The sequence below is a fragment of the Streptomyces sp. NPDC001985 genome, assembly GCF_040296845.1.
Taxonomy (GTDB): domain Bacteria; phylum Actinomycetota; class Actinomycetes; order Streptomycetales; family Streptomycetaceae; genus Streptomyces.
On record NZ_JBEOYB010000102.1, the window covers coordinates 1 to 18302 of the forward strand.

Here is an 18302-nt window from a genome sequence, read left to right on the forward strand (position 1 = left end):
TTCTGTCTCAGCTCCGCCCTGGGCGGGGGGGCCGGGCGGGGGGGGGGGGTGGCGGGCGGCCCCCCCCCCGGCCCCGCGGCTCCGGAGCCCGTCCGGCGGGGCCGGGGAGCGGGAAGGCGGGCCGGTCGCTTCCGGGGGCCTCCCACCGGCCTCGGGGCCCTGGCGAGCCGTCGCCGTCGCCTCTGGTCGTCTCCTCCGGATCGTGCGGGGGGACGCGGGCCTGGTGCCGCGCCTCGCCTCGCCGCGTTGTCGTCGGTCGCCGGCGCTCCGTGAGGGCTCAGGGCTCCGCCCTCCGCCTCGCGATCCACGGCACCGGACCCCGCTCACCGATCCGGCGTGATCCGGCCCGATCCGAAGGGGACTCCTTAGTCGTGCCAGGCGCCGAACTCCTCCAGCAGCTCCTGGAGCGGCTCGAAGACCCCGGGGCTCGCCGCCACCGTCAGGTCGTACGAAGGGCCGCTGCCCGGCCGTCCGCCGGTCAGGGCCCCCGCCTCCCGTGCGATCAGATCGCCCGCGGCCAGGTCCCAGGGGTGGAGGCCGCGCTCGTAGTACCCGTCCAGCCGGCCGGCGGCCACATCGCAGAGATCGATCGCGGCCGACCCGCCGCGGCGGATGTCCCGCAGCCGCGGGATCAGCCGCTGGGCGATGTCGGCCTGGTGGGCGCGGACGTCCCGCACATAGTTGAAACCGGTGGAGACCAGGGCCTGCTCCAGCGGAGCCGCCGCACGGCAGCGCAGCCGCCGGTCCCCGGCGTACGCACCGCCGCCGCGCACCGCCCGGACGGTCTCACCGCGCATCGGAATCCCCACCACCCCCACGACCGTCTCGCCCCGGTACTCGGCGGCGATGGAGACGGACCACGTCGGCAGCCCGTAGAGATAGTTCACCGTGCCGTCGAGCGGATCGACGACCCAGCGCACCCCGCTGCGGCCCTCGACGGAAGCGCCCTCCTCGCCGAGGAAGCCGTCATCGGGGCGGTGCTCGCCGAGGAAGCCCGTGATCAGCTTCTCGGCGGCGATGTCCATCTCCGTGACGACATCGATGGGGCTGGACTTGGTGGCGGCCACCCCCAGATCGTCGGGGCGCCCGTCCCGCAGCAGTGCCCCCGCCCGCCCGGCGGCCTCCAGCGCGAGATCGAGCAGTTCGGAGAGCAGGCTGTCACTGATCGCGGTCACGGGGGGACTCCTCAGGCGAAGGGACTGTCGGCGCCCGCGGCGGCGGGCCTGGGCGCCCTGGCCGGGCAGCAGCCGATGGGACAGAGGTCGTGCGAGGGAGCGAGCGCGCCGAGCGCACAGCGCTCCACGGACACCCCGCGCTCGGCGCCGGCCCGCTCCAGCAGCAGATCGCGCACGGCCGCCGCGAACCGGGGATCGGCGCCGACCGTCGCCGAGCGGCGCACCGGCAGACCCAGCTCGGCCGCCTTCGCCGTGGCCTCCGTGTCCAGGTCGTACAGGACCTCCATATGGTCCGAGACGAACCCGATGGGCACCATGACGGCCGCCGGGGCACCGGAGCCGTGCAGCTCCTCCAGGTGGTCGCAGATGTCCGGCTCCAGCCACGGGGTGTGGGGAGAGCCGCTGCGCGACTGGTAGACCAGCCGCCACGGACGCTCCGCACCCGTCTCGTCGGCCACCGCCTCCGCGATCAGCCGGGCGACCTCCAGGTGCTGGCGCACATACGCCCCGCCGCCGCCGTGCTCCGCCGGCGGGCCCGAGGTGTCCGCCGCGCTGTCGGGGATGGAGTGTGTGGTGAACGCCAGATGGGCGCCCGCGCGCACCTCCTCGTCCAGCTCGCCGAGTGAGGCCAGGACTCCGTCGATCATGGGGCGGATGAAGCCGGGGTGGTTGAAGTAGTGGCGCAGCTTGTCCACGCGGGGCGGTTCGAGGCCCTCCGCCGCGAGTGTCGCGAGGGCGTCCGCGAGGTTCTCGCGGTACTGGCGGCAGCCAGAGTACGAGGCGTACGCGCTGGTGGCGAGGACGGCGATCCGGCGGTGGCCGGCCAGCGTCATCTCGCGGAGGGTGTCGGTCAGGTACGGTGCCCAGTTCCGGTTGCCCCAGTGGACCGGGAGGCCGATGCCGTGCTCCGCGAAGTCCTTGCGCAGCGCGTCCAGCAGGGTGCGGTTCTGCTCGTTGATGGGGCTGACCCCGCCGAAGAGGAAGTAGTGCCGGCCCACCTCCTTCAGTCGCTCCTTGGGGATGCCTCGGCCCCGGGTCACATTCTCCAGGAAGGGGACGACATCGTCCGGGGCCTCGGGGCCGCCGAAGGAGAGCAGGAGCAGGGCGTCGTAAGGGGAGGGGTCGCGCGCGTCGGACATGCCCCCGATCCTGCCACCCGTCTCCCCTCGCCCCCTCACCCACCCGCCGCCGGGCACCACATTCCGGCCTCCGCACTGCTGTCCCGCGGTGGTGGGGGTGCTCCGCCCTGTTCGCCTCGCGCCCTCGTGGCCCGGGGTGCGGGGCCCGTGGCCCCGGGTGCGTGGCCCGGGGTGAGCCGTCCCGGCCCGGACGGTGCGGGTTTCCTGTGGCCCGGGGTCCGTCCTCAAGCGCCGGACGGGCTGGGTTGGTGCGGGTTTCCTGTGGTGCGGGGGCCGTCCTCGATCCCTCAGTGCTGCCTCGGGGAGTGTCCCCGGACGGGCTGGAATCGCTCAGGTCTCTCCGGTGCGGGGCCCGGGGTGGGCCGTCCCGGCCCGGGCGGTGCGGGTTTCCTGTGGCCCGGGGTCCGTCCTCAAGCGCCGGACGGGCTGGGTTGGTGCGGGTTTCCTGTGGCCCGGGGGCCGTCCTCGATCCCCCAGAGCTGCCTCTGGGAGTGCCCCCGGACGGGCTGAGGCTGCTCGGCCGTCAGGGGCGCACGGGGGCGGTCTCGGACGCCGGGCGGGCCGGGATGGTGCGGCCCCCTGTGGCGCGGGCGCCGTCCCCGAGCCTCCCCGGGGCTTCCTCGCCGGGGGCCCCGGGGGCCGGGTTCTCCGGGGCGGGAGGAACCCCCGTGCGCGCGGGCCCGCCGCAGGCGTAATCTGCCATGGCCGCCCACACGCCTTACCGGAGCCCTCCTTGGCCAGCCCCTACCGCCAGATCTTCACCGCCCCCGGCACCCGCCTCTTCTCCGCCGCCGGACTCTTCGGCCGCATGCCCCTGGCGATGATGGGCGTCGGCATCGTGACGATGGTGTCCCAGCTCACCGGCGAGTACGCCATCGCCGGCGCCCTCTCCGCCACCGTCGCCCTCTCCATGGCCGTCCTCGGCCCCCAGGTCTCCCGGCTCGTCGACCGGCACGGCCAGGCCAGAGTGCTCCGCCCGGCCGCCCTGATCGCCTCCGCCTCGGTGGGCGGACTGCTGATCTGCGCCTCCCGGGGGGCGCCGACCTGGACGCTCTTCCTCTTCACGGCGACCGCCGGCTGCGTCCCGAGCGTCGGCGCCATGATCCGGGCCCGCTGGGCCGAGATCTACCGGAACTCCCCGCGCGAGCTGCACACCGCGTACTCCTGGGAGGCGATCGTCGACGAGCTCTGCTTCATCTGCGGACCGAGCATCGCGATCGGCCTCTCCACCGTCTGGTTCCCGGAGGCCGGACCGCTCCTCGCCGTGCTGCTGCTCCTCGGCGGGGTCTTCTGGCTCACCGCGCAGCGCTCCACCGAACCCCCGCCGCACCCGCGCGGCCACCAGCCGGGCCGCTCCGCGCTCCGTTCCCCGGGCCTCCAGGTCCTGGTCCTCACCTTCGTCGCCACGGGCGCGGTCTTCGGCTCGGTCGACGTCGTCACCGTGGCCTTCGCGGAGGCGGAGGGCAACACGGCCGCGGCGGGCCTGATACTCGCCGTCTACGCCCTCGGCTCCTGCCTCGCCGCCGTGATATTCGGGCTGCTGCACCTCAAGGGACCCGCGCCCCGGCGGTGGCTGCTGGGCGTGGTCGCGATGGCCCTGAGTATGATCCCCCTCCAACTGGCCGGGAATCTCATATTCCTGGCCGTGGCGCTCTTCGTCGCGGGCCTGGCCATCGCACCCACGATGGTCACCACGATGGCCCTGGTCCAGCAGCATGTGCCGCGCTCCAGCCTGACCGAGGGCATGACCTGGGTCAGTACCGGACTCGCGGTCGGTGTGGCGCTCGGCTTCTCCGCCGGGGGCTGGGCGGTCGACGCGTCCGGCGCGGCGGCGGGGTACGCGGTGCCCGGGATCGCCGGGGCGGTCGCGGTCGGAGCGGCGCTTGTGGGATACCGCCGGCTGCACGGGCCGGTGCCGAAGCGGGAGGGACAGCCGGGCGATGACCAGGGGCAGCAGGAGCGGCGCGACGCGAATATGGCGTAACTGGGCGGGCACCGTCACCGCCCGGCCGGCCCGGGAGGTCTCCCCGGCGTCGGCCGGCGAGGTCGCCGACGCGGTCCGCGGCGCGGCCGAGGCCGGGCTGCGGGTGAAGACAGCCGGGACCGGCCACTCCTTCACCGCCATCGCCGCCACCGACGGCCTGCTGATCAGGCCCGATCTGCTCACCGGCATCCGCGGGATCGACCGCGCGGCCATGACCGTCACGGTCGAGTCCGGTACGCCCCTGAAGCGGCTGAACGCGGCCCTCGCCCGGGAGGGTCTCTCCCTCACCAACATGGGGGACATCACCGAGCAGACCGCCGCGGGCGCCGTCAGCACCGGCACCCACGGCACCGGCCGCGACTCCGCCTCCCTCTCCGCGCAGATCACCGAGCTGGAGCTGGTCTCGGCGGACGGCACCCTGCTGACCTGCTCGCGGCTGGAGAACCCGGAGGTCTTCGCGGTCGCCAGGACCGGGCTGGGCGCCCTCGGGGTGATCACCGCGATCACCTTCGCCGTGGAGCCCCTCTTTCTGCTGAGGGCCCGTGAGGAGCCGATGTCCTTCGACCGGGTCACCGCCGAATTCGACGCCCTGCACGCGGAGAACGAACACTTCGAGTTCTACTGGTTCCCGCACACCGGCCACTGCAGCACCAAGCGGAACAACCGTTCCGCGGGCCCCGCCGACCCGCCCGGACGGCTCGGTGCCTTCATCCAGGACGAAGTGGTCGCGAACGGCCTCTTCCAGGTGGCCAGCTCCCTGGGCCGCGCCGTCCCGGCGACCGTCCCCGCCATCGCCCGCGTCGCCGGCCGGGCCCTCTCGGCGCGCACCTACACCGACATCCCGCACCGGGTCTTCACCTCTCCGCGCCGGGTGCGTTTCGTGGAGATGGAGTACGCGGTGCCCCGCGAGGCCGCCGTCGCGGCGCTGCGCGAGGTGCGGGCGATGATCGAGCGCTCGCCGCTGAGGGTCGGCTTCCCGGTGGAGGTGCGCACCGCCCCGGCCGACGACATCGCGCTCTCCGCCGCGTCCGGCCGGGACAGCGCCTATCTCGCCGTCCATCTCTACCGGGGCACCCCCCACCGCGCCTACTTCACCGCCGTGGAGCGGATCATGACCGCCCACGGCGGCCGGCCCCACTGGGGCAAGCTCCACACCCGGGACGCCGAGTACCTCGCTGGCGTCTATCCGCGGTTCGCCGAGTTCACGGCGGTACGGGACCGGCTGGACCCGGAGCGCCGGTTCGGCAACGACCATCTGCGCCGGGTGCTCGGTGACTGAGCCGGGCCGGGCCGGGTCAGGGCGCGGTGCTCGCACCCCGGTTCGTACCGTCCGTGGCGCCGCCCGGTGCGGACGGGGCCGCCGGTGCGGAGGGGGTGGGCACCGGAGCCGTGCCGCCGCCCGGGGACTCGCCGCCGGAGCCGGGCCGCTCGCCGGTCTCCCCGCCGGGGAGGGAGGGCGCGGTGGACGGATCGGCCGTGCCGCCGCCGCTCCCGCCCGGGGACGAGGGCTCGACCGGCTCCCCGCTCTCCCGGCCTCGTTCCCCGTTTTCGTCCCCGGTGTCCCCGTTCCCGTCGTCCCCGGTGTCGCCGTTTCCGTCTCCGCTGTCACCGGGCCGCGGGGAGCCGCCGGGGCTCCCCGGCCGTTCGTCCTCCCGCTCCCCGGGGCCGGGTGAGCGCTCGTCCGCCGGTCCCGACCGGCCGGTCTCGCCGCGCACCACCGAGCCGACGGTGGTGCCGTTGCCGCCGCTCAGCTCGGAGCCCGAGGCCAGTTCCAGACCGGTGATGGTGACCATGGCGATACCGAAGACGGCCCCGGCGGCGATGAGCGGACGCTTCCATCCGCGCACCCGGGTCCCGTGGACGGTGGCGGCGCCGAACTCCCCGGCGGGCGCGGTGGCGCCGGACTCCCCGCCGGGCTCGGGGGAGCCGGCCGGGCCGGCCGCCCGGCGGCCCCCGCGACGGCCCGGAACCACCGCCTCGCGCTCGCGCAACTGCTCGCCGGTCCGGCTGAACAGATGCTGGAAGACCGAACCACCGCAGGTGGCGACCACACTGACGACACCGGCACCGATGATCGTGCCGTACACGCCCAGGCTGGACGCGAGCACCGCGGCCGCGACCGCGGCGAGCGTGCTCCCGGCCACCTGCGGAAGGCTCAGATCGATCCGCCGCTCCCGCTCTTCCTTGTGGTCCGTTCCCGTGTCCGGCTTCTGATGCATCTTCAGTCCCTGCGCGCCCTTCTGTCCCGTGCGTACCCATGAGGGACAAATGGGCGAAGTGAATAGTTCCCTTTGCGGAGATTCTGTGAATCAGAACACCCGTCACCCGTGCGGCTGCGGCGGGGTGCCGGCCGCCCGGTGAAGTTCGGCGGCGCGGCAGTCCACCCGGATGGCCCGAATGGAGTACTGTGGCGAACCCTGGGCCCGAGCTCCCTCATGGGTGCCCGGAAACCAGGGAGGGGGCCGAAAGCGGCGCTCGAACCGGCGGCGTCGCGATATCGCTGGGTAATCCGCACGCGGAGTGATCGATTGGTCACGCTGAGTGGTAAACGGGTAACCTTGCCATAACGGCGATCACGGGCCTGTGCCCGACACGCCGGGCAACTCGGCAAGGTTGTGGCAGGCTGCACCCGGGCAGGCCACACTCGACTAGCGGAAGCAGTACGCGACAGGTGACGTCGGCAGGCACCACCCGGGAGGTCCCCATGCCCGAACTGCGTGTCGTGGCCGTCTCCAACGACGGCACACGACTGGTGCTCAAAGCTGCCGACAGTACGGAGTACACCCTTCCGATCGACGAGCGGCTGCGCGCCGCCGTGCGGAACGACCGTGCCCGCCTCGGCCAGATCGAGATCGAGGTGGAGAGCCACCTCCGCCCCCGTGACATCCAGGCGCGGATACGTGCCGGAGCCTCCGCCGAGGAGGTGGCCCAGCTCGCCGGCATCCCGGTCGAGCGGGTCCGCCGCTTCGAGGGACCGGTGCTCGCGGAGCGGGCCTTCATGGCGGAGCGGGCGCGCAAGACCCCCGTGCGTCGCCCCGGCGAGAACGCCGGACCCCAGCTCGGCGAGGCGGTGCAGGAGCGGCTCGGTCTGCGCGGCGCCGAGAAGGACACCGTGCTGTGGGACTCCTGGCGGCGCGACGACGGCACCTGGGAAGTCCTGCTGATCTACCGGGTGGCGGGTGAGCCGCACTCCGCGAGCTGGACCTACGACCCCCCGCGCCGGCTGGTCATCGCGGTGGACGACGAGGCGCGCTCGCTCATCGGCGAGACCGACGACACCATCGCCACGCAGGAGCCCAGCTTCCCCTTCGTGCCGCGGATCGCCCGGCTGCCCCGGGACCGTCCGCTCGACCGCACCCTGGACCGGCCGGCCGACCGGCCGAGCGCCAACGGGCCGGCGGCGGGCGCCGACGACGGCGGCAGCAGTGAACGGGACTCCCTGACCAGCCTCCTGGAGGCGGTGCCGAGCTTCCGGGGCGACATGGTCGTACCGGAGCGCACGGCGCCGGCCGACCCGCTGGCGGAGGACGACCAGGAGCCGGACGAGGAGGAGCCGGTCGCCCCCGCCGCGTCGGCGGGCGCGGGCTCGGCCTACGCGGATGTGCTGATGCCGCGGTCCGTGGCCGGGCACCGGGACCGGCTGACCGGCACCACGGACCGTCAGGCGGAGGCGGACGGCGTCCGTCCGGGCCGCCGCGCGGCCGTTCCGAGCTGGGACGAGATCGTCTTCGGCACCCGCCGCAAGAAGCAGGACTAGGGAGTTTCTTCCGGATCGGGCAGGATCGGGCCGGATCGGTGAGCGGGGTCCGGGCCCGCGAGCCCGGCACCATCCGAAAGAGACGACTCAGCGTGCCGCCGTCCGCACCGGACGACAGAACACGACGCCGGGCCGCACCCCCCACGGGGTGCGGCCCGGCCTCCGTTGTCCTCCACGCGGCCCCGCGCCGCGCCCCTTCCGCCGGCCGACGAGGACGGCGGGCCCGTCGGCCGGCGGAAGGGGCTCTCCATGCCTCCGGCCCCCGACCGGCGGCAAACCGGTCGGGGGCCGGAGGGCCCCGGGTGAATCCCCCGATACCCCGAGGCGGGGGACGCGCCCCGCGTGGTGCGGCGCGCGCCCCGAAGGGCGGCCATCCAGGACAGGACGGCCTCCGGCAGGTGGGTCTCAGGCCCGGCGGGGGGCGACGAGCCGCGCGGCTCTCGCCTCCTTCTCCGCTTCCTGCCAGAGGCGTCGCAGCATCCTCGCCCGCTCCGCCGGACGCATCCGGGAGATGGCGATCTCCGCACAGGCGACGCCATCGGCCCACGGCATGGTGAGCACGGCACGCTGGCGGGGGATGGCAGCCAGTGAATTGGTGACCCCACCCGGCTGGTGCCGCGCCTCGGAGGCACGGGACTCGGTGGCCGCGGCACGCGCGTCCGCCCGCTGCTTCTGCTGCTGCGGGCTGAGCCGGGAGAGATTGCGCACATGGACGACCTTGCGGCGGCCCGCGAGGAGATCCGCCTGGAGTTCAGGGCCGAGTTCGAGTACGGAGAGCTTGGAGGAGATGGTCGACTGGGCGATGCCGAGGCGCTTCGCGGCCTTGTTCTGGGAACCGTAGAACTCGACCAGCTTCTTCAGCGCGTACGCCTGCTCCAGGGGGTTCATGTCGTCACGGTGCACATTGGCGACGAAGGCGGCTTCGAGCAGCGAGCGGTCGGTCGACACCAGCGCGTCGTCGACACTGACCCGCACATGGGTCAGCCCCGCGAGCCGGGCGGCCTCCAGCCGGCGGTGGCCGTCGACCACGATGTAGCGGGCGCCGGGCGCCAGTTCGGTGGCGCGTGCGGGCCGTTCCCGCACATAGGCCTGGACCGACGCGACGGTGATCGCGTTGACCAGGCCGATCTCACGGACACTGGTGGTAAGCGGCTCAAGGTCTCTCAGTGCTTCACGTGGATTATCCGGGTTCTGACCGATCCAGCTCAGCGGCAACTCCGAGGGCTGCCGGATCGCGGCGTCGAAGTGGGTCTGCTCCTGGTCGAGCTCGGTGAACATCTGTGAGGACATGCTGATGGAACCCTTCCTCTTGCCAGCCACCCGGTTTCCCCGCCTTCAACCCGGGCAGACTGGCAAACTCTCAGGGACTACCGGCCACAGCCTGGCCATGACCTTGCCATCCGCTTGCCACCAGCCAGGCGATTGCAGAGGATGCAGGGCATGACCGATGGATGCCTTGCATGAGCGATGGGGGAATGCGGTTTCGCATTCTGGGGGGCCTGGAATGGCACCGCCAGGGTGTTTCGCTGAAGATCGGCCGCCGCCGGGAGAGACTGCTGCTCGGGCTGCTGCTGCTCGACATCGGCCGGGTGGTCCCCTCCAACCGGCTGATCGACCTGCTGTGGGACGAGAGCGAACCGCCGACGAGCGCCCGGGGCAGTCTCCAGGTGCATGTCTCGCGGCTGCGCGGGCGATTCATGGAGGCGGAGGCCGAGCGCCACGGCTTCGTGCTGAACAGGGCCAGCGACGGCTACCTGGTGGAGGGCGACCCGCTCGCCGTCGACCTGCACCGCTTCCGCTCCCTGGTGCAGCGCGCGGAACGCAGCGAGGACGCCGGTGAGCGGCTCGGTCTGATGGAGCGTGCCCTGGGGGACTGGGGCGGGCCCGTGCTCGCCGGAACCGCGTCCGACGGACTGGTCCGCAGGCTCGGCACCGGCTTCGACGAGCTATACCTTTCGGCCATAACCCAGCGCGCCGAGGCGCGGCTCGCCCTCGGCGAACGGGGACTCGTACTGGAGGAGCTGGCGCGGGCGACCGCCGAGCACCCGCACCACGAGCGGCTCGCCATGCTGCGGATGATCGCGCTGTACCGGGCGGACCACCGGGGTGAGGCGCTGGAGGTCTACAACGAGACCCGGACGCGGCTCGCCGAGGACCTCGGTCTCGACCCGGGCGCCGATCTGCGCGGCGTCCACGGCCGCATCCTGCGCGCCGACACCTCGCTGCTCGACCCGGACACCGTGCCCGGCCAGGACCGCGGCACCGCGGCCGAGAGGACCGAGAACCAGGGCCCGCCGGCCCGCGGCCGTCCGCCCGGTGACCATCCGTCGGCGCACTCCCCGCCCGGCGGCGAGCCGGACCGCGGCGACTCCGCCCGGCCCTCGCATCCGGGCACCGACACGTCGCCCGAGGCCGAGAGCGTGCAACGGCTCTCCCGGACCGGGGCGTTCATCGGCCGCGCGCACGAACTGGGGCAGCTCACCGGGCTCGCCGCCGGCGCGCGCGGCGGCTCGGGCGTGGTGATGATCGTGGGCCCCGCGGGCAGCGGCAAGACCGCGCTGGCCCTCCAGTGGTGCCGGGGGGCCGAGGAGGCGTTCCCCGACGGGCAGCTCTTCCTCGACCTCCGGGGCCACAGCGACGAACGGCCCATGAGCCCCAAGGAGGCCCTGTCCGGCATGCTGAGGGCGCTCGGCACGCCGTACCAGGACATTCCCTGCGAGTCCCATGAGATGACCGAGCTGTACCAGCGCACCCTGGCGGGCCGGCGGGTGCTCATCGTCCTCGACAACGCCGAATCCGCCGACCAGGTACGGCAGCTGCTGCCGTACGAGGACGGCTGTCTGGCCCTGGTCACCAGCCGCAACCGCCTCGGCGCGCTGATCGTCAGCCATGGCGCGGCGATGCTGCCGCTGCGCCCGCTCGCCTCCGACGAGGCCGAGGAGCTGGTCCGCCGTGTCGTCGGGGAGGACCGGGCCGCCGCCGAGCCCGAGGCGCTCGCCGAACTCGTCACCATCTGCGGCCGGACCCCGCTCGCGCTGCGGATCGCCGCCGCCAACCTCGCGCTGCGCCCCGACTTCCGGATCGCCGACCACGTCCGGGATCTGCGCTCGGGCAACCCCCTGGAGAGCCTGGCCGTCGCGGGCGACCCCGACTCGGCCGTCCGCAGGGCCTTCGAACTGTCCTACCGGCGGCTCGATCCGGAGGCCGCGGCGGCCTTCCGCATGCTGGGGCTGCTCCCGGGTCCCACCACGACCGTCCCCGCCGTCGCGGCCCTGCTGGGCCGCGGACCGGAATCCGCGTCCCCGCTGCTGGACCGGCTGTTCGCCGAGCACCTGGTGGAGCGGCACGACCAGGAGCGGCTGCGGCTGCACGATCTGATCTGGTGGTACGCCCGGCTCCTGGTGGACGCGGAGAAGTCGACGGCCACCCACCGGGAGGGCCGCCGCCGGCTGCTCCACTGGTACGCCGTCTCCGCGGACTCCGCGGCCCGCTGTCTCTACCCGCAGATACTGCGGCTGGACGTCGACGAGCTGGGGCCCTACGCCTGCCAGGCGTCCTTCACCGAACCCCAGCAGGCCGCGGCCTGGTTCGACGCCGAACACGTCGACCTCGTCCGGCTGATCGAGGCGGAGGCGGAGACCGGCACCGAGGGCGACGCCTGCCCGGCCGTCTGGATTCTCGCGGACGCCCTGCGCGGGTACTTCTGGCTCCGCCGCAACGCCGAGACCTGGATTGCGGTCGCCACCCTCGCCCTGCGCGCCGCCCACCAGGGCGGCGATGTCCGGGGCCAGGCAGCCGCCCATCAGAGCCTGGGCCTCGCCACCTTCACCAAGGGCGATCTGGAGCTGAGCCGCAGCCACTTCGAGCAGGCCATCGAGCTGGCCCGGCGCGCCGGCTGGGGGGTGTGCGAGTCGGTGGCGCTCTCCAACCTCGCGGGGGTCTCCGCCGATCTGGGGCTGCTGAGCCAGGCCGCCGAGTACTACGACCAGTCGATCACGATCAACCGCCGGCTGCGGCGCACCCCGCACCAGCCCCTCCAGGGCCTGAGCGAGGTCCTCTACGGCATGGGGCGGCTGCGGGAGGCGGAGCGGCTCTGCCGCAGGGCCCTGGCCATCTCCCGGAAGCTCTCCGCGCCGGACAGCATCGCCCGGATCAGCACCACCCTGGCGCTGATCTCCGTCGACCTCGGCGAGCTGGAGACCGCGCACGAGCTGGCCACCGCCTCCCGCAAGGGCTTCCAGGCCATCGGGAACCTCGCGGGCGAGGCGGAGGCGGTCTGCGCCCTCGCGATGATCGCGGCCGAGGGCGGCGACGGCCCCGCCGCCCTGCGGTCCGCGCTCGGCGCCGTCCGGCTGGGCCGGACGGCGGGCCGGCCGCGGCTCAAGCTGGAGGCGATGCTCGCCATGGGCCACGCCCGCTACCAGCTCGGCCGCTACGAGAGGGCGTACGAGCACTTCCGTATCGCCCGCCGGATCGCCGAGGAGATCGGCTATCTCAAGGGCCGCACCATGGCCCTGCTCGGACTCGGGGTCTGCGCGGCGCGGTTCGGCCGCCCGCTGGAGGCGCTCTGCCACGCGGGGGCGGCCCTCGCCCTCGCCCAGGAGTCCCAGCTGCGGCTGCTGGAGGGGCAGGCCCAGACGGTCGTCGCCCTCGCCCAGGCCTACCGGGGGGACATGGTCGCGGCGGGGCGGGCGGCGCGCCAGGCGGAGGCCATCCACATGGCGACCGGATACCGGCCGGTGCACTCGCCGTTCGGGGCGCCGGTCGCCGGTCCCGACCCGGTGGAGGGCCGGCAGGGCTTCCACCGCTGGGAGTCGGTGGCGGCGGGCGAGCCGCAGATGTGAGCCCGCGGTCCTGTCCGGGCCGGGCCGGCGGAGGAGGATTGATGCCGGCCGGTCCGTGTCGCAGTTGGGCTGAACGGGTGAGGGAGGCGAGGATAGGCGTATGAGTAGGTACGAGAGGTACGACGTCACCGACGAGCAGTGGGAGGGCCTGGCGCAGGTCGTCCCGTTGCGCGGCCGTAACGAGTGGCCGTCGCGGGTGGACCACCGCGCCGTCCCGGGAGACAGCGCGGCCGAGAACCGTCGGATGGTCGTCCTGCGGGTGCGGGTCTTCTCGGACGCGCGCGATGTCGCCGAGTACCTCATCGCACAGATTCCGGTGCTCCTCGATCTCACCAGCGCGGACGCCGATGTCGCCAAGCGCATCCTGGACTTCAGCAGCGGGGTCGTCTTCGGACTCGGCAGCGGAATGCACCGCGTCGACCGCAATGTCTTTCTGCTCGCCCCCACGGGCACCGAGGTCGACGGAATCGCCGAGGCCACCGACACCTTCACCCGTCATATCCCCCGTTCGTAGGAAGGGCGCGGAGACGGAACGGTTCGGCTCCCGCCCGCTGCGTACCGTCCGGCCATGGACAACCGCCCCCTGCCCGGCAACGTCTCCCCCCGCCCCGGCAGTTCCCCGTCCGCCGGCACCGGCGACCCCGCGTCCCCGGTGCCGGCCGGCGCCCTTCTCCGCCCCGCCGTCACCGAACTGCGGCTCTCCGCCTTCGGGCCGCACCGGGGCACCACGCTCCCCCTCACCGCGCTCACCCTGCTCACGGGGCCCAGCGGCAGCGGCAAGTCCAGCGCTTTACAGGCGTACGAGGCGCTGGCGCGGCTGGCCGGCGGCAGCGGTCTCGGCCCCACCTTCCCCGACCCCGGGCGCTGGGTCCCGGAGCGGTCGGGGAGCGACGATCAGGGGAGGCGGGGATTCCGGATCGGCTGTACGGCGGACGGGCCCGCCGGAGCCGTCCGGCTCGATCTCGCCGTCCAGACCGAGCCCGCGCTGCGGATCGTGGGCGAGCGGCTGACCTGCGGCGGACGCACCCTGCTGAGCACGGCGCTGCGCGATCCCCGGCGGTCGTCGGTGGAGGCCGCCTGGCACACCGCCGGATCGGGGCGGGTGACCCGGGCGCCGCTGCCCGACGACCGGCTGGGCACCGCGCTGCTGCCGCTGCGCGTGGCGGGCCGGACCGAGGGCCAGTTACAGGTGCTCGCGGCGGCGGAGCAGACGGTGGTGGCGCTGCGCTCGGCCTTCGTCTGCGACCCGCAGCCGCACGGGATGCGCGGGCCGGTGCCCCTGGGCGACGGCCGGCTCCGGCGCGGCTGCGACAACCTCGCCGAGGTGCTCCACCGCACCCGTGAGCAGTGCGCGCGACGCCATGCCCGGCTGACCGCGGCGGCCCGCGCGGGATGCGCGGGCGCGGTGGCGGGGCTGACCGTCGAGGAGCTGGCGAACGGGAGGGTACGCGCGCTGCTGGCGCGGGACGCCGGCCGCCGGGCCACTCCGCTGGACCGGCTCGGTGACGGCGAACTCCGCTATCTGGCGCTGGCGCTGGTGCTGCTCACCGGGCCCGGGGTGCTCGCCGTGGACCGGGCGGCGGAGGTCCCGGAGGCGCGCCAGTCGCTGACCGTCCTGGCGGACGGCTTCGACCGCTGTCTCGATCCGGCACAGGCGCGCGCCCTGGTGGCCCTGGCGGCACAGACGGCGGGCCGAGGCCATGTGCGGCTCATGGGAGCGGTCTCCGACGCGTCCTTCGCGCGCGGGGTCGACGGGGTGCGGGTGGTAGATCTGGTGCCGTGACGAGCATGGACGGACAGCGCAGTGGTGACGGACCGGGCGCGCGGCCCCGGCCGGAGGAGACGGGCCCGGTGGGGCCGGAGAGCGGAGGGGGCGCGGTGAGGGGTGCGGACGCGGTGAGGGGTGCGGACGCGGTGAGGGGTGCGGACGCGGTGCGGGGTGCGGACGCGGTGCGGGGTGCGGACGCGGTGCGGGGTGCGGGTCCCGGAGGCGGGCTCGATGTGGCGGGGCTCCAGCACCGGCTGACGGAGTTCGCGGCGGCGCGGGACTGGGGGCAATACCACACGCCGAAGAACCTCGCGATGGCACTCGGCGTCGAGGCGGCCGAACTGGTGGAGATCTTCCAGTGGCTGACGCCGGAGCAGTCGGCGCGGGTGATGGACGCCGAGGAGTCCGCGCACCGGGTCCGGGACGAGGTCGCCGATGTGCTGGCGTATCTGCTCCAGTTCTGCGCGGCGCTCGGCGTGGACCCGCTGGAGGCGCTCTCGGACAAGATCGACCGCAATGAGATCCGCTTCCCGGTGACGTGAGTTCGGGGTGGGAAAGGGGGGAAACCGGGCCCCTTCTCCTCATCGATCAAGGAATTGTCACTCTATGGAGTTACGGATCTTTCCACAGTCGACTTGCTGTCCACAAATTCCCGAATTCCTCTGGCGTTTGGGCTCAATAAGCCTCACTCTGGGTAATGAACTGAGTGGGCAGTAAGTCTTACGAACGGGGGCGCCGTTCATGGATGCGGAGCGACTCATCTTTGCCAGCCGGCACGCGTTGGCCCAGAGCCGGTCAGTGCCGGAGATCGTGGCGGAGGCATGGCAGGCACAGGCCCTGGCCCAGGCGATCGGCGGCCGGCTCGCGGTGTACGGACCACCGGAGCTCAGGGGCGAGGCGCGCGGGCTCAGCGAGACCGGGGGCCGGGGGGTGGGAGCGCTGGACCACCCCGGGGTGCGCAGCGGAGGGATCAGAGCGGCTCAGCTCTCCGGTCTCGCCGACACCCGGGGGACCCTCCTCGGCCTCGGGGTGCTCCTCGGCGATGTGGGCATCGCCCTCGTCGGGGTCGCGTGCGCCACCGACGAGGAGGGGCTGTACTGGCAGTGCGTCGAGGCGGTGGACGCGGCGGACGAGTCCAACGACCGGGTGCGCGGCATGCTGCGGAAGCTCGCCGTGCGGGACGCGGGCAGGCCGCCCGACGCGCGGAGCAGAGCGGGTCCGGCGGGCGGCGGATGGGCCGCCCGGCCGGTCGCGCAGCGGGCACAGGGGGCCCCGGGGCCCTCCGGTGACCGCGGCGCACCCCGGCCGGCCGAACCGCCCGGAGTGCCGGGTGTCCAGGGCGCCCGTGGCCCGTCCGCCTCCGCCCTGGCGCTGGAGATCCCGAACGTGGCCGGCTCGGCCGCGGGTCCGTCATGAGCCGGGGCGGGCGCGGGGCGGCTGTCCGGGGCCGGCCACCGGGAGCGGTGCACGGCCCGCCGCCGCACCGCGTCACGGCCCGGCGGCCCCTGCCCGGCCCGGCGGCCCCTGCCCGGCCCGGCGGCCCCTGCCCTGCGCGGGGCCCGGCGGCGGGCCCGGCGGGGCGAAGGGCGGGCGACGGTGCAGGATGGAGCCATGGATCTCCGCATCTTCACCGAGCCCCAGCAAGGGGCGAGCTACGACACCCTGCTCACCGTGGCCAAGGCCACCGAGGACCTCGGCTTCGACGCCTTCTTCCGCTCCGACCACTACCTCGCCATGGGCTCCGCCGACGGTCTGCCCGGCCCGACCGACGCATGGATCACCCTCGCCGGCCTCGCCCGGGAGACCCGGCGCATCCGGCTGGGCACCCTGATGACCGCGGGCACCTTCCGGCTGCCCGGCGTGCTCGCCATCCAGGTGGCCCAGGTGGACCAGATGTCCGGCGGCCGGATCGAGCTGGGCCTCGGCGCCGGATGGTTCGAGGAGGAGCACAAGGCCTACGGCATCCCCTTCCCCAAGGAGAAGTTCGCCCGGCTGGAGGAGCAGCTCGCGATCGTCACCGGGCTGTGGGCCACCGGGACCGGTGACACCTTCTCCTACGACGGCACCCACTACCAGCTCTCCGGTTCCCCGGCGCTGCCCAAGCCCGCGCAGAGCAGGATTCCGGTGCTCATCGGCGGCCACGGCGCCACCCGCACCCCCCGGCTGGCCGCCCAGTACGCCGACGAGTTCAACATCCCCTTCGCGTCGATCGAGGACAGCGAGCGGCAGTTCGGCCGGGTCCGGGCCGCCGCGGAGAGCGCCGGGCGCGCCCCCGGCGACCTGGTGTACTCCAACGCGCTGGTGGTCTGCGTCGGCAGGGACGAGGCGGAGGTGGCCCGCCGGGCCGCCGTCATCGGACGGGAGGTGGACGAGCTGAGGACCAACGGTCTGGCGGGTTCGCCCGCCGAGGTCGTCGACAAGATCGGCCGCTATGCCGCGACCGGATCGTCCCGGATCTATCTCCAGGTGCTGGACCTGGACGATCTGGACCATCTGGAGCTGATCTCCGCCCAGGTCCAGTCCCAGCTGGGCTGAGCGTGGTGCGCCCGGGCCGGCCGCTCGCCGCGGCGCTGGCCGAGGGGCCCCTCGTCCTGGACGGCGGGCTCTCCCACCAGCTGGCGGCGCAGGGGTGCGATCTCTCCGGCGGGCTCTGGACGGCGCGGCTGCTCCTGGACGACCCCGGGCAGCTCCTGGCCGCCCACACCGCCTGGGCGCGGGCGGGGGCGAGGGTGCTCACCACCGCCTCCTACCAGGCCGGCTTCGAGGGGTTCGCCCGGCGGGGGATCGGGCGCGCCGAGGCCGCGGGCCTCTTCGCCCGCAGTGTCTCCCTGGCACGGGAGGCCGGTGAGCGGGCCGGGGCCGAGGTGTGGGTGGCGGCCTCGGTCGGGCCCTACGGCGCGGTGCTCGCCGACGGCAGCGAGTACCGGGGGCGGTACGGGCTCTCGGTGCGGGAACTGGAGCGCTTCCACCGGCCCCGGATCGAGGCCCTCGCGGCGGCGGGCCCCGATGTGCTCGCCCTGGAGACGGTGCCCGACACCGACGAGGCGGAGGCTCTGCTCGCGGCGGCCGAGGGGTGCGGGGTGCCGCTCTGGCTCTCGTACACCGTCGCGGGGGAGCGCACCCGGGCCGGGCAGCCGCTCGCCGAGGCCCTGGGGGTGGTGGCGGGCCGGGACCAGGTGATCGCCGCGGGGGTGAACTGCTGCGATCCGGCCGACGCGGATGGCGCGGTCGCCCTCGCGGCGGCGGTGACCGGTGGGGTGGGGGTGGTGTACCCCAACAGCGGGGAGCGGTGGGACAGCGCTGCGCGCCGCTGGCGGGGGAGGGCTTCCTTCGACCCCGGGATGGCTCCGGGGTGGGGTGCGTCGGGGGCCCGGCTGATCGGTGGCTGCTGCCGGGTCGGCCCACGGGAGATCGCCGCCCTCGCCACCCACTTCCCGCGCCCCCACCCGGGGTGACCCTCTCCCGGTCAGCCCCGGCCCGCCCGGGGGGTCCCTCCGGGAGGCGGCTCTGGGAAGTGTGAGGACGGACCCTGGTCAACAGGACCCCGCACCCTGCGGGCCACGGTCGGGGGCCGGCCCCCGAACCCCCGCTCCTCAATCGCCGGAGGGGCTGGGGTGGTGCTGCTCAGTCGCCGG

13 protein-coding genes and 1 pseudogene are annotated in these 18302 nt (G+C 74.2%); 10 read left to right on the forward strand and 4 right to left on the reverse strand.

What is annotated here, in order from left to right; all coding sequences use genetic code 11:
* Positions 1-365: 365 nt before the first annotated feature.
* A complete protein-coding gene (locus ABT122_RS30495) occupies positions 366-1166 on the reverse strand; it encodes an inositol monophosphatase family protein (protein ID WP_351558884.1) in 801 nt (266 codons plus the stop codon).
* Positions 1167-1186: 20 nt separating this feature from the next.
* Positions 1187-2314 carry a ferrochelatase gene (locus ABT122_RS30500; RefSeq protein ID WP_351558863.1) on the reverse strand — a complete coding sequence of 376 codons (1128 nt, stop codon included), beginning with the start codon at positions 2312-2314 and terminating at the stop codon, positions 1187-1189.
* A 733-nt stretch (positions 2315-3047) separates the two neighbouring features.
* Between ABT122_RS30500 and ABT122_RS30505 the strand changes: the two genes are divergently transcribed.
* Entirely contained in the window at positions 3048-4298 is a 1251-nt protein-coding gene (locus ABT122_RS30505; RefSeq protein WP_351558865.1) for an MFS transporter, read from the forward strand.
* Positions 4255-5577, forward strand: coding sequence for a D-arabinono-1,4-lactone oxidase (locus tag ABT122_RS30510; RefSeq protein WP_351558867.1), 1323 nt, complete (start codon positions 4255-4257; stop codon positions 5575-5577). Before ABT122_RS30505 ends, ABT122_RS30510 begins: the two co-directional genes overlap by 44 nt.
* 16 nt (positions 5578-5593) lie before the next feature.
* Here ABT122_RS30510 and ABT122_RS30515 read toward each other — a convergent pair whose 3' ends face one another.
* Entirely contained in the window at positions 5594-6517 is a 924-nt protein-coding gene (locus ABT122_RS30515) for a hypothetical protein (RefSeq protein ID WP_351558869.1), read from the reverse strand.
* A gap of 452 nt (positions 6518-6969) precedes the next feature.
* On the opposite strand from ABT122_RS30515, the gene sepH reads away from it, so the two are divergent.
* Complete coding sequence (gene sepH / locus ABT122_RS30520) at positions 6970-8055, forward strand: septation protein SepH (protein ID WP_351558871.1); 1086 nt, start codon at positions 6970-6972, stop codon at positions 8053-8055.
* 405 nt (positions 8056-8460) lie between these two features.
* On the opposite strand, the gene ABT122_RS30525 is transcribed toward sepH, so the two are convergent.
* Complete coding sequence (locus ABT122_RS30525) at positions 8461-9345, reverse strand: ParB/RepB/Spo0J family partition protein (protein ID WP_351558873.1); 885 nt, start codon at positions 9343-9345, stop codon at positions 8461-8463.
* Positions 9346-9530: 185 nt separating this feature from the next.
* Here ABT122_RS30525 and ABT122_RS30530 point away from each other — a divergent pair, with 185 nt between their 5' ends.
* The 7 genes and pseudogenes from ABT122_RS30530 (at position 9531) to mmuM (ending at position 18122) form a co-directional block, all read left to right on the forward strand.
* On the forward strand, positions 9531-12899 hold the full coding sequence (locus ABT122_RS30530; protein ID WP_351558875.1) for an AfsR/SARP family transcriptional regulator: 3369 nt from the start codon (positions 9531-9533) through the stop codon (positions 12897-12899).
* Between the two features lie 100 nt (positions 12900-12999).
* Positions 13000-13413, forward strand: a complete 414-nt coding sequence (locus tag ABT122_RS30535; RefSeq protein WP_351558877.1) for a cell division protein SepF — start codon at positions 13000-13002, stop codon at positions 13411-13413.
* A gap of 54 nt (positions 13414-13467) precedes the next feature.
* Positions 13468-14682 carry an AAA family ATPase gene (locus tag ABT122_RS30540; protein ID WP_351558878.1) on the forward strand — a complete coding sequence of 405 codons (1215 nt, stop codon included), beginning with the start codon at positions 13468-13470 and terminating at the stop codon, positions 14680-14682.
* Positions 14683-14849: 167 nt separating this feature from the next.
* Complete coding sequence (locus ABT122_RS30545) at positions 14850-15209, forward strand: nucleotide pyrophosphohydrolase (protein ID WP_351558886.1); 360 nt, start codon at positions 14850-14852, stop codon at positions 15207-15209.
* A 199-nt stretch (positions 15210-15408) separates the two neighbouring features.
* A pseudogene (locus ABT122_RS30550) lies at positions 15409-15897 on the forward strand (DUF6099 family protein); the annotation flags it as partial.
* Between the two features lie 381 nt (positions 15898-16278).
* Positions 16279-17202 carry an LLM class F420-dependent oxidoreductase gene (locus ABT122_RS30555; RefSeq protein WP_351558880.1) on the forward strand — a complete coding sequence of 308 codons (924 nt, stop codon included), beginning with the start codon at positions 16279-16281 and terminating at the stop codon, positions 17200-17202.
* A gap of 5 nt (positions 17203-17207) precedes the next feature.
* Positions 17208-18122 carry a homocysteine S-methyltransferase gene (gene mmuM / locus ABT122_RS30560; RefSeq protein WP_351558882.1) on the forward strand — a complete coding sequence of 305 codons (915 nt, stop codon included), beginning with the start codon at positions 17208-17210 and terminating at the stop codon, positions 18120-18122.
* Positions 18123-18302 lie beyond the last annotated feature (180 nt).